Origin of the sequence: Comamonas sp. w2-DMI (assembly GCF_040187735.1) — a bacterium.
GTDB lineage: Bacteria > Pseudomonadota > Gammaproteobacteria > Burkholderiales > Burkholderiaceae_C > Comamonas > Comamonas terrae.
The window spans coordinates 358,920-371,641 of record NZ_JBANEL010000001.1 but is presented as its reverse complement, the minus strand read 5'-3'; the positions used below and the strand labels follow the sequence as shown (position 1 = coordinate 371,641).

The window sequence follows — 12,722 nt, the reverse complement described above, 5'->3', positions numbered from 1 at the left end:
CAGTGGAATCCATACAAAAACAGCGCGAACAGCTACTTTTTCAATAGCTTGGTGCAAGACTCAGGCCGCTTGGCAATGCACGCAGTAATAGGTGCTGCGCTGCCCCTGGCGCATCAGCCGGATCGGCCGGCTGCAATGCGTGCAGGGCTGGCCGTCGCGGCCGTAGACCCTGGCCTGCAGCTGGAAATGCCCCTCCATGCCGTTCGCCGCCGAAAAGTCGCGCAGCGTGGTGCCGCCCTGCTCCACGGCCAGCGCCAGCACCGCGCGGATCGCCTCGTGCAGCGCGCGCACCTTGCGCGGGCCTATGTCCCGCGCGGGCCGCGCCGGATGGATGCGCGACAGGAACAGCACTTCGGAGGCATAGATATTGCCCACCCCGACCACCACGCTGCCCGAGAGCAGCAGCTGCTTGATCGGCGCGCGGCTGGCCGCCAGGCCGCGGCGGAAGGCCTCGAGGCTGAAGCTGTCCTCCAGCGGCTCCATGCCCAGATGGTCGAGCAGCTTGCGCGCCAGCGCGTCGTCCTCGCCGGGCACATAGACCACGGCGCCAAAGCGGCGCGGGTCGTGCAGGCGCAGCAGGCCCTGCGTGGTCTGCAGGTCGAAATGGTCGTGCGTGCCCGCGGCGCCCAGCGGCGCCTCGCCGGGGCCGGCAAAGCGCAGGCTGCCCGACATGCCCAGGTGCAGCAGCAAAAGGCCTTCGCTCAGGTCCAGCAGCAGGTACTTGCCGCGGCGGCGCACGCCCAGCACCTGCCGCCCGGCCAGGGCCGCGCAGTCAATGCCCAGCGGCCAGCGCAAGGGCTTTCCCAATGAGGCGGAAACAATGTTCGCGCCGGCAATCCGGTCGGCAAACGAGCGGCGCGTCACCTCGACTTCTGGCAACTCAGGCATGCAATCTCATGTTCGTCAAGTGTTGTATGAGCTTCGATTATTATGGGTCGATGGTTCATCCTCTTCGCCTTCAGGGACTCGCCGTGGCTGCCGCCATGGCCTTGGGAACAGCTATTGCCTCGGCTCAGCCCGCCGATCCGCCGACCACCGTGCCCACGCCGGCCACACCGGAAACCAATACCCAGGCCACCGACCGCGAAGAGGAACAGGCCGCGCTGAATGCCGAGCTGTTCTACGAGATCCTGGTCGGCGAAATGGCCGCCAGCGACGGCGCGCTCACCGACGCCCAGGCCATGATGATGGAAGCCGCGCGCACCAGCGGCGATGAAAAACTCTACCGCCGCGCGACCGAGCTTGCGCTGCAGTCGCGCTCGGGCGAGCGCGCGCTGCGCAATGCCCGCGCATGGCTGGATGCCTACCCGGATTCGCGCAATGCCAACCGCGCCGTGCTGCAGATCCTCGTGGCGCTCAACCGCATCTCCGATTCGGCCAGCTACCTGCGCAAGGAAGTGCAGAGCACGCCCGCGGCCGCCAAGCCTGCCACCTTTCTGAGCATCACCCAGCTCTACAACAACGCCAGCGACAAGCCGCTGGCCGCCGACGTCGTCGAGCAGGCGCTCGAAGGCGAGCTCAAGGACCCGACCAGCGGCCCCATGGCCTGGGCCGCCATCGGCCACATGCGCCTGATCGCCGACCAGAAGCCCGCGGCGCTGCAGGCCGTGCAGAACGCCCAGGAACTGAACCCCGACACCGGCGCCATCGTCCTGCTGGCCATGGAGCTGCTCGAATCCGGCTCCACCGAGGTCGAGCCCCTGGTCCAGCGCTACCTGGCCAAGAATCCTTCGGCCCAGATGCGCATGGCCTACGCGCGCGTGCTGCTGGGACAAAAGCGCGTGGCCGATGCCCAGGTCCAGCTCAAGGCCATCACCACCGATACGCCCGAATATCCGGAGGCCTGGGCCGTCCTGGCCGGCCTGCAGCTGCAGGCCAACGACCTGCCCGCGGCACAGAACTCCATCGAGCACTTCGGCGCGCTGCTGCCCAAGCTGCACAGCGGCGTGGGCCGCAATGCCGGCCAGTCCCAGTACTACCTGCTGCAGGCCGACCTGGCCGAAAGGCAGCAGCGCTACGAGGAAGCCGATGCCTACCTGAGCCAGATCAACGATGCGCCCAACCTGCTGAGCGTGCAGGCGCGCCGCGCCGGGCTGCTGGCCCGCCAGGGAAAGATCCGGCAGGCGCAGGCCCTGATCCGCGCCGTGCCGGCCACGGGCCCCAACCAGCAGCGCCTCAAGCAACTGGCCGAAGTGCAGCTGCTGCGCGATGCCGGCCTGACCGGCGAGGCCTACACCCTGCAGGCGGCCATGCAGAAGGAGGCCCCCGACGATGTGGAGCTGGCCTACGACACCGCCATGCTTGCCGAACGCGCCGGCAAGTACGACGCGATGGAGAAGCTGCTGCGCGACATCATTGCGCGCAAGCCCGACTTCCAGCACGCATACAACGCGCTGGGCTATTCGTTTGCCGAGCGCGGCATCCGTCTGGACGAGGCCGAGACGCTGATCCAGAAGGCGCTGGACATGGAGCCCGGCGATCCCTTCATCACCGACAGCCTGGGCTGGGTCAAGTTCCGCCGCGGCGACCTGGCCGGCGCCCAGGCCCTGCTCGAGAAAGCGTATGCCACACGCCAGGACGCGGAAATCGCCGCCCACCTGGGCGAAGTGCTGTGGGTGCAGGGCAAGCGCGACCGCGCGCAGCAGATCTGGCGCCAGGCCCTGCAGGCCGATCCCGACAACAGCGCCCTGAAGGACACGATGAAGCGCCTGGGAGTGGCGCCTTGATGGATTTCACGAACCACCCTCTGCGCGTGGCGCAGTCCCGCGCCGCCATGCTGGCCTGCGCTGCGCTGACAGCCGCCCTGCTGGCCGGCTGCGCCCAGCCCGCACGCCAGCTGGGCCGCAGCGAAGATGCCGCATCGGCCCACTGGTCGGGGCGCATGGCGCTGCAGGTCGAAGGCCAGAGCCAGGCGCAGAACCAGTCCTTCAGCGCAGCTTTCGAGCTTGAGGGCCGCCCCCAGCAGGGCCGGCTGCTGGTCTTCAACCCCTTGGGCTCCACCATCGCGAGCCTGCAATGGACGGCCACGCAGGCCGTGCTGCAGCAGGGCGAGCGCATCACCACCTCGGAATCGCTGCCCGCGCTGATAGCGCAGCTGACAGGCAGCGAACTGCCGGTTGCCGCGCTGTTCGACTGGCTGCAGGGCAGGAACACGGCCGCAGCGGGCTGGCAGGTGGACCTGTCGCGCATCGGCGAGGGGCGGCTGCGCGCCGACCGCATCAGCCCGCCGCCGCCGGCCTCGCTGCGCATCGTGCTGGACTCCGGGCAATAAGTCCCGCCCAGGGAGCGGCAAGCCGCGCGGCACGCCTGCTATCGTCGCCCCTGCATTTCCACTCTTTTTTGTTTTGCGCCATGCACTCGCTTCATGACGTGCCGGCTCCGGCCAAGCTCAACCTCTTTCTGCACATCACGGGGCGCCGCCCCGACGGCTACCACCTGCTCGAATCGGTGTTCATGCTCATCGACTGGCATGACACCCTGCACTTCGAACGCCGCCATGACGGCCAGGTGAGCCGCGAAGACCTGTCAGACCTGGCTTTGCCGCCCGACGACCTGATCGTGCGCGCCGCCCGGGCGCTGCAGCAGGCCACGGGCTGCACCCAGGGCGTGCATGTCGGCGTGCACAAGCGCATTCCGGCCCAGGCCGGCATGGGCGGCGGCTCCTCCGACGCCGCCACCACGCTGATGGCACTCAACCGCCTGTGGAACCTGAACCTTTCGCGCCAGCAGCTGCAGCAGATCGGCCTGGGCCTGGGCGCCGACGTGCCGTTTTTCCTGCACGGCAGCTCCGCCTGGGTCAGCGGCATCGGTGAAGCCATCACGCCGCTGGAGGGCGCAAGCCGGCTGCCGCCCGGGCAGTTCGTGGTGGTCAAGCCCGAGGCGGGTCTGGAGACCGGCAAGATTTTTTCCAGCGACTTGCTCAAACGCGATTCGGAGCCTGCTACAATCTCGGTCTTTGCTGCAGATCACTACGGCTTTGGCCGAAACGACTTGCAGCCAGTTGCTGAAGGCTTGCAGCCCGAAGTGAAGAAAGTCAGAAACTGGCTCGAATCCTTCAAATTGCGTGCTACAATGACGGGCTCAGGAAGTGCAGTGTTTGCACCAATGAAGCAAATCATTGATTTTGCAGGGCATCCAAGCTCGTGGCAAGTCAGGATCTGCAAAAATCTGGAAAGCCATCCCCTCAAGGATTGGGTTTCAGATAAAAAGTTATAAGGCTTCTTGTTTTCGGCAAGTGGCCTGTGTAGGGGAGTCGCCAAGTTGGTCAAGGCACCGGATTTTGATTCCGGCATGCGAGGGTTCGAGTCCTTCCTCCCCTGCCAAACATCTTCTTGCGTCAAGGCAACCCGTAGCACTGGGACGCTCAATGCACTCACATCACTCTGATTTCATGGTCTTCACTGGCAATGCCAATCCCGGCATGGCAGAGGAGATTGTTAAGCACCTGGGCACCACTCTGGGTGCTGCTGACGTTGGCCGTTTCTCCGATGGAGAAGTCGCGGTCGAGATCAAACAGAATGTTCGCGCCCGCGACGTCTTCGTGGTCCAGTCCACCTGCGCACCGACCAACGACAACCTGATGGAGTTGCTGGTCATGGTCGATGCCCTCAAGCGCGCATCGGCCGAGCGCATCTGCGCCGTGATCCCCTATTTCGGCTACGCCCGCCAGGATCGCCGACCCCGCTCCAGCCGCGTGCCCATCACCGCCAAGGTCGTGGCCAACATGCTGCAGGCCGTGGGCGTGGAACGCGTGCTGACCATGGACCTGCATGCCGACCAGATCCAGGGCTTCTTCGACATCCCCGTGGACAACATCTACGCAACGCCCGTGCTACTCGGCGATCTGCGCCAAAAGAACTACGAGGACCTGATCGTGGTGTCGCCCGACGTGGGCGGCGTGGTGCGCGCCCGTGCGCTGGCCAAGGAGCTGGGCTGCGATCTGGCCATCATTGACAAGCGCCGTCCCAAGGCGAACGTGTCCGAAGTCATGCATGTGATCGGCGACATCGACGGCCGCAACTGCGTGATCATGGACGACATGATCGACACCGCCGGCACGCTGGTGAAGGCTGCCGAGGTGCTCAAGCAGCGCGGCGCCAAGAATGTCTACGCCTACTGCTCGCACCCCATCTTCTCGGGCCCGGCCCTGGAGCGCATCGGCAACGGCTCGGCCCTGGACGAAGTGGTCGTGACCAACACCATTCCGCTGAGCCCCGCTGCCCAGCAGTGCGGCAAGATCCGCCAGCTGTCCGTGGCGCCGCTGATTGCCGAGACAATTCACCGGATTTCCACCGGCGATTCGGTGAGCAGCCTGTTTACGGCATAAAATCTCGGGTTTTTCGGCCTGAACACCAGCAAACCTCCCTGGCATACCGGGAGGTTTGACTGTTTCAGGCTTTCGCAAGAGCCGACGTCCGTCCCTGCGCCGGACAGGTTCTTTTATCAATGGGTGAGGCTGGTCGCGGTCCACCCCACTAGGAGTTAGTTATGCAATTCGTCGCTTTTGAGCGCGCAAAGCAAGGTACGGGTGCGAGCCGCCGTCTGCGTAATTCGGGCAAGACCCCCGGCATCGTTTACGGCGCCGGCGAAGCCCAGCTGATCGAGCTCGATCACAACGCCCTGTGGCACGCCCTGCACAAGGAAGCCTTCCACTCCAGCGTGCTGGACATGGAACTGAACGGTCAAGTGACCAAGGTGGTGCTGCGCGACGTGCAGTTCCACCCCTTCAAGAAGCTGGTGCAGCACGTTGACTTCCAGCGCGTGGACGCCAACACCAAGGTGCACCTGAAGGTGCCGCTGCACTTCGAAGGCGTGGAAGAGTCCCCCGCCGTGAAGGCCGAGAAGTGCACCGTCACGCCTCTGATCCACGAACTGGACGTGGTGTGCATGCCCGCCCAGCTGCCCGAGTTCATCAAGGTGGACCTGAGCGGCCTGACCTCCAAGTCCGCCCTGGGCCTGCAAGCCCTGAAGCTGCCCAACGGCGTGAAGGCCGTGGTGCGCGGTTCCAACAAGAACCCCGCCCTGGTGTCCATCAAGCTGCCCGAAGTGGCTCCCGAAGAAGGCGCAGCAGCTGCCGCTCCCGCAGCCGCTCCCGCCAAGAAGGGCAAGAAGTAATTCTTGCGGACTTCAGTACGGCGCCCGTCGCCGTACGCCATGCAAAAAGCCCACCTCGGTGGGCTTTTTGCATGGCGTACGGCGACCCTCCTGCGGTCGGCCGCAGCAGCAGATAATCACGCCATGATCAAACTGTTTGTCGGCCTGGGCAATCCCGGCCCGGAATACGAAGACACGCGCCACAACGCCGGCTTCTGGTGGATCGATGCGCTGGCGCGCGAACTCAAGGTCACGCTGGTGCCCGAGCGCAGCTACTGGGGACTGATGGCCCGCACCACGGTCAACGGGCAGAACGTCTGGCTGCTGCAGCCCCAGACCTTCATGAACCTCTCGGGCAAGTCGGTCGGCGCGCTGGCGCGCTTTTTCAAGATCCAGCCCGACGAGATCCTGGTGGTGCACGACGAGCTGGATTTCGAGCCCGGCCAGGTCAAGCTCAAGCGCGGCGGCAGCCATGGCGGGCACAACGGCCTGCGCGACATCCATGCCCAGCTGGGTTCGGCCGATTACTGGCGCCTGCGCGTGGGCATAGGCCATCCGGGGCACAAGGGAGAAGTGGCGAACTGGGTGCTCAAGAAACCGGCGCCGGACCAGCTCAAGCTGATCGAGGACGGCATTGCCCATTCGCTCAAGGCCTGGCCCGAGCTGGTCGCAGGCCAGATGGACAAGGCCACGCTGGCCATCCACACCACCAAGCCGCAGCGCCCCAAGCCGCCGCGCAAACCCGAACCTGAAGCAGCTCAGTAACTATTGAAGCAATAGCAGCTTGCGCCTTCTTGACATGAATTTCAGACCGAAAATGAGCTGAATTCAGGTTTTAGCTTGCGTCAGCTGCTCATATTTTCTGAGCAGGATCTCGCGGCTTTCAATGAACTCGGGGTTGACCGGAATGCAGGCCACGGGGCAGATCTGCACGCACTGGGGCTCGTCGAAATGACCCACGCATTCGGTGCATTTGTGCGGGTCGATCTCGTAGAACGCCTCGCCCATGGAAATGGCGTCGTTGGGGCATTCGGGCTCGCATACATCGCAGTTGATGCATTCGTCGGTGATCATCAGTGCCATGCGAAAACTCCTATGTCCTATCCCGGGGTGACAGCGCTGCTGCGTATTATCCCAAGCCGCCCAAGACATGGCACAGCCATGGGCAAAGCGGCGGACGGCGCCGCCGCGGCGCAATTGCCGCTATGCTGCGCAGGCCGTCCGCGCATGCGCCTGCGGGTTTGCACCCGCCGATCCGCCTGCAAGCCGTGTTCCCGATGAAACGCTTTCCGAATCCATGAGCATCTTCCTGCTCAAACGCCTGCTCACGCTGATCGCCACGCTGCTTGGCGCCTCCGCCGTGGTGTTCGCCGTGCTCGAGATCCTGCCCGGCAATGCCGCGCAGATGCTGATGGGCCCCGACGCGGCGCCCGAGGCCGTGCAGGCCATGGCCGAGCAGTTGGGCCTGAACCAGCCGGCCTGGACGCGCTACGGGCAGTGGCTGGCCGGGCTGCTGCAGGGCGACATGGGCACGAGCTATGCCTACGGCTCGCCCGTATCCGGGCTGGTGTGGGAGCGCCTCGCGGTGACCGTGCCGCTGGCCGTGCTGGCCATGGCCATCACCACGGCGCTGGCGCTGGCCGCTGGCGTGTTCGCGGCCTCGCGCCACAGGCGCTGGGGCGATGTGGGCGTCATGGGCCTGGCCCAGATCGGCATCGCCATTCCGAATTTCTGGTTCGCCATCCTGCTGATCCTGCTGTTTTCGGTGAAGCTGCAATGGTTCTCGGCCGGAGGCTTCCCGGGCTGGAGCGAGGCGGACGGCGGCGGCTTCTGGCCCGCGCTGCAGGCCCTGCTGCTGCCCGCCATCGCGCTGGCGGTGGTGCAGGCCGCCATCCTGGCGCGCATCACGCGCTCGGCCGTGCTGGACGTGCTGCGCGAGGACTTCGTGCGCACCGCGCGCGCCAAGGGCCTGTCGCGCGGCGCCGCGCTGTGGTGCCACGTGCTGCGCAACGCCATGATTCCCGTGCTCACCGTCATGGGCCTACAGTTCGCCAACCTGCTGGCCGGCACCATCGTGGTGGAGAACGTGTTCTACCTGCCGGGCCTGGGCCGGCTGATCTTCCAGTCCATCGCCAACCGCGACCTCATCGTGGTGCGCAACTGCGTGCTGCTGCTCGCGGCCATGGTGGTCATCGTCAATTTCGTGGTCGACCTGCTCTACGCCGCCATCGACCCGCGCATCCAGGCCAGCGATATATGAGCGTTCGCCTCTCGTCCCATCGCAGCTTCTGGCTGGGCGCGGTGCTCACCGCACTGCTGATCGCCTGTGCCCTGCTGTCCTTCGCCTGGACGCCCGGCTCCGCCTACGAGATGAACATGGACGCCGCGCTGCAGCCGCCCGGCAGCCGGCACTGGCTGGGCACGGATGCCTTCGGCCGCGACGTGGCCTCGCAGATCCTGGTCGGCGCGCGCGCCTCCATCGCCGTGGGCCTGATCGCCGTGGGCATAGGCCTGACCGCCGGCCTGGCGCTGGGCCTGCTGGCCTCGGCGCGCCGCGGCTGGACGGAGGAGATCATCATGCGGCTGGCGGACTTCACCTTCGCCTTCCCCGCCCTGCTCTCGGCCATCATGCTCACGGCCGTGTTCGGCGCCGGCATGGTCAATGCCATCATCGCCATCGGCATCTTCAACATCCCCACCTTCGCACGCATCACGCGCGCCTCGGCCAATGCCATCTGGGCGCGCGACTATGTGACGGCCGCGCGCGCCTGCGGCAAGAGCCGCACGGCCATCACGCTGCAGCATGTGCTGCCCAATATCGCCTCGGTGCTCATCGTGCAGGCCACCATACAGTTCGCGCTGGCCATCCTGGCCGAAGCCGCGCTGTCCTACCTGGGCCTGGGCACGCAGCCGCCCCAGCCGTCCTGGGGCCGCATGCTCAGCGAGGCCCAGACCCTGATGTTCCAGGCGCCGCTGCTGGCGATCTGGCCCGGCCTGGCGATCGCGCTGTCGGTGCTGGGGCTGAACCTGCTGGGCGACGGCCTGCGCGACCTGCTCGACCCGCGCCTGGCGCGCACGCGCTGACCCCCGGGAAACGCCCATGCCCTTGCTGGAAGTCTCCGACCTCACCATCCAACTGCCCACGCGCCGCGGCCTGGTGCAGGCCGTGCGCCATGTGGGCTTTGCGCTGGAGCGCGGCGCCACGCTGGGCCTGATCGGCGAATCGGGCTGCGGCAAATCGCTGACCGCGCTGGCCCTGATGGGACTGCTGCCCGAACAGGCCCGGGTGAGCGGCAGCATCCGCCTGGACGGCCAGGAGCTGCTGGGCCTGAGCGAGAGGCGCCTGTGCGCGCTGCGCGGCAACCGCATGGCCATGGTCTTCCAGGAACCCATGACGGCGCTGAATCCTTTGCACGGCATAGGCCGCCAGGTGGCCGAGCCGCTGCGCCTGCACCTGGGACTGGGGCGCCGCGCCGCGCAGGCGCGCGCCGTGGAGTTGCTGGAGCGCGTGGGCATTGCCCAGGCGGCCCAGCGCTTTGGCGAATATCCCCACCAGTTCTCGGGCGGCCAGCGTCAGCGCATCACCATCGCCATGGCCCTGGCCTGCGGGCCCGACCTGCTGATTGCCGACGAGCCGACCACGGCGCTGGACGTGACCGTGCAGCAGCAGATCCTCGCCCTGCTGCAGGAGCTGGTGGCCGAGCATTCCATGGCCCTGGTGCTGATCTCGCACGACCTGGGCGTGATCGCGCAGAACGCCGAGCAGCTGCTCGTCATGTACGGCGGCAGCGTGGTGGAGTCCGGCATGACGGAAGCCGTTTTCAGGCAGCGCGCCCATCCCTATACGCGCGGCCTGTTTGCCGCACGCCCGCAGATGCTGCCGGCGGCGGCGCGGCCGCCCGGACACCTGCCGACCATCGCCGGCACCGTGCCCGAGCTGGCCGACCTGCCCGCAGGCTGCCCGTTTGCCGGGCGCTGCGCCTTCACCGCCCAGGCCTGCTTTGCGCAGGCGCCCGCGCCGCGCCTGCTGCAGGCGCCGGCCGGACCCGCGCCCGCCTCGCTGGCCTTCTGGCGCCAGCCGCATGTCGTGCGCTGCCTGCGCGACGAGGCCATCCATGCCGGCGCGCCGGAGACTACGCCATGAGCGCCACGCAAAACATCGCTACCGGCGCGGCCCTGCTCAAGGTGACGGCGCTCCAGCGCACTTACCAGCTGCCGCGCGCCTCGCTGTGGCGCCCGGCCGCGCAGCTGCACGCCCTGCGCGGCGTGAGCTTTGCGCTGCAGGCCGGCCGCAGCCTGGGCGTGGTGGGCGAGTCCGGCTCGGGCAAGTCCACGCTGGCGCGCCTGGTCATGGCGCTGGACAGGCCCACCGCGGGCTCGGTGGAACTGATGGGCCAGGACCTGCACCGCCTGGGCAGCCAGCAGCTGCGCGCCGCGCGCCGCCATTTCCAGATGGTGTTCCAGGACCCCTATGCCTCGCTGGACCCGCGCATGCGCGTGGAGCGCATCGTTGCCGAGCCACTGGCCCATCTCGGCCCGCCCGATGCGCCTGCCGGCCGCGAGGCCGTGCGCGCCCTGGTGCAGGCCACGCTGGAACAGGTGGGGCTGCGCGCCCGGGACCTGGACAAGTATCCGCATGAATTCTCGGGCGGCCAGCGCCAGCGCATCGCGATTGCCCGCGCTCTCGTCACCCGGCCCCGCCTGATCGTGGCCGACGAGCCGGTCAGCGCGCTCGACGTCTCGGTCCAGGCCCAGGTGCTCAACCTCATGCAGGACCTGCAGCGCGAACTGGGCCTGTCGTACCTGTTCATCAGCCATGACCTGGCCGTGGTCCAGCACCTGTGCGACGAGGTCATCGTGCTCCACCAGGGCGAGATCGTGGAGCGCGGCGCTCCGCAAAAGCTGTTCCACGCGCCCGGGCATCCGTACACCCAGGCCCTGGTCAGGGCCGTGCCACGCCTGCCCGGCCACATTTTTTGAACCCCGGCGACGCCTTATTCCCTGTCGGTGCGGGCGCAGCGCTCCGGCTGGTGTAAAAACGCATATGAATACAGGCCCGGCGGCTTTCTTGCCGGAGCCTGCCGCATCCAGAGGCCATGCGCTGCGCCTCGCCCCATACGGAGATTTCTGCCGATGTTCAATCGCCGCACCCTGCTGGCCGGCACCGCTGCCGCCAGCCTGCCCCTGCTGTCGTCCTGGCCCGCGCTGGCCCAGGGCAAAAAGGACAGCGTCACGCTGGCCCTGGTCCTGGAGCCGCCGGGCCTGGACCCTACGGCCGGCGCCGCCTCGTCCATCGCCGAGATCGTCCACTACAACGTCTTCGAGACGCTGACCAAGATCAACGCCGACGGCAGCGTCTCGCCGCTGCTGGCCGAGAGCTGGGAAGTCTCGCCCGACCTCAAGACCTACACCTTCCGGCTGCGCAAGGGCGTGAAGTTCCAGAACGGCGAGCCGTTCAACGCGGCGGCCGTCAAGTTCTCGTTCGACCGCGCGGCCGGCGACAAGAGCACCAACAAGGACAAGCGCACCTTCGCCAACCTGAGCACGCAGGTTTCGGACGAGCACACCGTCGTCATCACCAACAAGGACATCGATCCCGACTTCCTGTTCGTGCTGGGCCAGGCCACGTCCATCATCGTCGAGCCCAGGAGCGCCGACACCAATGCCACCCGGCCCGTGGGCACGGGCCCCTACCAGCTGGCCGGCTGGTCCCGCGGAGCCTCGGTCACGCTCGCGGCCTGGCCGGGCTTTCGCGCGCCGCAGAGCCTGCGCATCAGGCGCGCGGTGTTCCGCTTCATTCCCGACGCGGCGGCCCAGGTGGCCGCGCTGCTGGCCGGCGACGTGGACGCCTTCCCGCGCGTGACTCCGCGCAGCGTGCCGCAGTTCAGGAGCAACCCGCGCTTCCAGGTGGTGGTGAGCAACTCGCGCGCCAAGACCATTCTGGCCATCAACAACGCGAGAAAGCCTCTGAACGACGTGCGCGTGCGCCGCGCCATCGCGGCCGCCATCGACCGCAAGGCCGTGATCGCCGGCGCCGCCGACGGCTACGGCGTGCCCATCGGCAGCTATTACGTGCCCACGGCCTTCGGCTATGTGGACACCACGGGCATCAACCCCTTCGACGTGGAAAAGGCCAAGGCCCTGCTGTCCGAGGCCGGCATCAAGACGCCGCTCACGCTGACCATGACGCTGCCGCCCACGCCCTATGCGCGCCAGGGCGGCGAGCTGATCGCCGCCCAGCTGGCCAAGATCGGCATCCAGGCCAGGCTGCAGAACGTGGAATGGGCTCAGTGGCTGTCGGGCACCTATGGCAACAAGAACTACGACCTGACCATCATCTCCCACGTGGAGCCCTTCGATCTGGGCAACTTTGCCAAGCCCGACTACTACTGGGGCTACCACTCCCAGGAGTTCAACGAGCTGTTCGAGAAGATCCAGAACACCCCGCGCCCGGCCGACCGCGCGCGCCTGCTCGGCGATGCCCAGCGCCTGCTGGCCCGGGATTCGGTGCACGGCTTTCTCTACACGCCGCAGTGGGTCACCGTGGCCGACAAGAAGCTGCGCGGGCTGTGGAAGGACATGCCCATCTTCGTCAACGATCTGTCCTCCCTGTCCTGGGGATGAAACTG

Annotated in this window: 13 protein-coding genes and 1 tRNA gene; 12 read left to right on the top strand and 2 right to left on the bottom strand. The window is 67.0% G+C overall.

Annotated features, from left to right (window positions below; genetic code table 11):
• Nucleotides 1-60: 60 nt before the first annotated feature.
• Complete coding sequence (mutM, locus tag V8Z74_RS01675) at nt 61-888, bottom strand: bifunctional DNA-formamidopyrimidine glycosylase/DNA-(apurinic or apyrimidinic site) lyase (protein WP_349707590.1); 828 nt, start codon at nt 886-888, stop codon at nt 61-63.
• 50 nt (nt 889-938) lie between these two features.
• On the opposite strand from mutM, the gene V8Z74_RS01670 reads away from it, so the two are divergent.
• The 7 genes from V8Z74_RS01670 to pth all read left to right on the top strand — a co-directional run bounded on the left by V8Z74_RS01670 (nt 939) and on the right by pth (nt 6,858).
• Complete coding sequence (locus tag V8Z74_RS01670) at nt 939-2,726, top strand: tetratricopeptide repeat protein (RefSeq protein ID WP_502879417.1); 1,788 nt, start codon at nt 939-941, stop codon at nt 2,724-2,726.
• A 47-nt stretch (nt 2,727-2,773) separates the two neighbouring features.
• Nucleotides 2,774-3,271, top strand: coding sequence for a lipoprotein insertase outer membrane protein LolB (locus tag V8Z74_RS01665; RefSeq protein WP_066474010.1), 498 nt, complete (start codon nt 2,774-2,776; stop codon nt 3,269-3,271).
• 80 nt (nt 3,272-3,351) lie between these two features.
• Complete coding sequence (gene ispE / locus V8Z74_RS01660) at nt 3,352-4,215, top strand: 4-(cytidine 5'-diphospho)-2-C-methyl-D-erythritol kinase (RefSeq protein WP_349707586.1); 864 nt, start codon at nt 3,352-3,354, stop codon at nt 4,213-4,215.
• A gap of 30 nt (nt 4,216-4,245) precedes the next feature.
• Nucleotides 4,246-4,322, top strand: a tRNA-Gln gene (locus V8Z74_RS01655).
• A gap of 44 nt (nt 4,323-4,366) precedes the next feature.
• Complete coding sequence (locus tag V8Z74_RS01650) at nt 4,367-5,326, top strand: ribose-phosphate pyrophosphokinase (protein ID WP_066473209.1); 960 nt, start codon at nt 4,367-4,369, stop codon at nt 5,324-5,326.
• A gap of 161 nt (nt 5,327-5,487) precedes the next feature.
• Nucleotides 5,488-6,114: a 50S ribosomal protein L25/general stress protein Ctc gene (locus V8Z74_RS01645; protein WP_066473210.1), complete on the top strand. Its 627-nt coding sequence runs from the start codon at nt 5,488-5,490 to the stop codon at nt 6,112-6,114.
• A 123-nt stretch (nt 6,115-6,237) separates the two neighbouring features.
• Nucleotides 6,238-6,858: an aminoacyl-tRNA hydrolase gene (gene pth, locus V8Z74_RS01640; protein WP_066473211.1), complete on the top strand. Its 621-nt coding sequence runs from the start codon at nt 6,238-6,240 to the stop codon at nt 6,856-6,858.
• Nucleotides 6,859-6,921: 63 nt separating this feature from the next.
• On the opposite strand, the gene V8Z74_RS01635 is transcribed toward pth, so the two are convergent.
• Nucleotides 6,922-7,176, bottom strand: a complete 255-nt coding sequence (locus V8Z74_RS01635) for a YfhL family 4Fe-4S dicluster ferredoxin (protein ID WP_349707584.1) — start codon at nt 7,174-7,176, stop codon at nt 6,922-6,924.
• 214 nt (nt 7,177-7,390) lie between these two features.
• Between V8Z74_RS01635 and V8Z74_RS01630 the strand changes: the two genes are divergently transcribed.
• The 5 genes from V8Z74_RS01630 (at nt 7,391) to V8Z74_RS01610 (ending at nt 12,717) form a co-directional block, all read left to right on the top strand.
• The gene (locus V8Z74_RS01630; RefSeq protein ID WP_349707582.1) at nt 7,391-8,353 is read left to right on the top strand and encodes an ABC transporter permease; all 963 of its coding nucleotides are present in this window, start codon (nt 7,391-7,393) and stop codon (nt 8,351-8,353) included.
• Entirely contained in the window at nt 8,350-9,177 is an 828-nt protein-coding gene (locus V8Z74_RS01625; protein ID WP_349707580.1) for an ABC transporter permease, read from the top strand. The genes V8Z74_RS01630 and V8Z74_RS01625 overlap by 4 nt, the downstream gene beginning before the upstream one ends.
• Before the next feature lie 16 nt (nt 9,178-9,193).
• Entirely contained in the window at nt 9,194-10,237 is a 1,044-nt protein-coding gene (locus V8Z74_RS01620; RefSeq protein ID WP_066473227.1) for an ABC transporter ATP-binding protein, read from the top strand.
• Entirely contained in the window at nt 10,234-11,073 is an 840-nt protein-coding gene (locus V8Z74_RS01615; protein ID WP_349707579.1) for an ATP-binding cassette domain-containing protein, read from the top strand. Before V8Z74_RS01620 ends, V8Z74_RS01615 begins: the two co-directional genes overlap by 4 nt.
• Before the next feature lie 153 nt (nt 11,074-11,226).
• Nucleotides 11,227-12,717 (top strand): ABC transporter substrate-binding protein, encoded by a 1,491-nt coding sequence (locus V8Z74_RS01610; protein WP_349707578.1) that lies wholly within the window; start codon nt 11,227-11,229, stop codon nt 12,715-12,717.
• Nucleotides 12,718-12,722: the final 5 nt, after the last annotated feature.